Source organism: Fulvivirga aurantia, from assembly GCF_009711475.1.
Taxonomy (GTDB): domain Bacteria; phylum Bacteroidota; class Bacteroidia; order Cytophagales; family Cyclobacteriaceae; genus Fulvivirga; species Fulvivirga aurantia.
In genome coordinates, this window is the sequence record NZ_SMMD01000079.1 from 1 (window position 1) to 387 (window position 387).

The window sequence follows — 387 nt, forward strand, 5'->3', positions numbered from 1 at the left end:
TACATCAATCGATTCTGGGTGTTCTAGTTTACTAAGTATATATTCGTCAGAGAGGCGAATATTTTCTCTTAATACAACCTTATTTATCTTTCGAATATTCTCTTCTAATTCCTCTAATTTGGCATTTATTAGGTCTGAGGTAATGCCATTTGAGTTAGTGGACTTTTTCCTTACTCTACATCTGATTGAATTCCAATCTGAAATTTTTACTTTAGCTCCTTTGACAGCTTTTCTAATCCTATGGCCATTATAAGTCAAGGTCATAAAAATGGGAGCTTCATTTTTAGAGTTCTGTTTTTGAGAATTTTGAAAGAAGCTTATATTGATCATTTTGAAGTCAGGTGGCAGGTTTGGTGTCAAATTTCGAATTTAAATGCATTTAGATAC

At 32.3% G+C, this 387-nt stretch carries 1 protein-coding gene; it reads right to left on the reverse strand.

Annotated elements, in window-relative coordinates; translation table 11 throughout:
• On the reverse strand, nt 1-330 hold a 330-nt coding region (locus tag E1176_RS20835), incomplete at its 3' end, for a hypothetical protein (protein WP_155208577.1).
• Nucleotides 331-387: the final 57 nt, after the last annotated feature.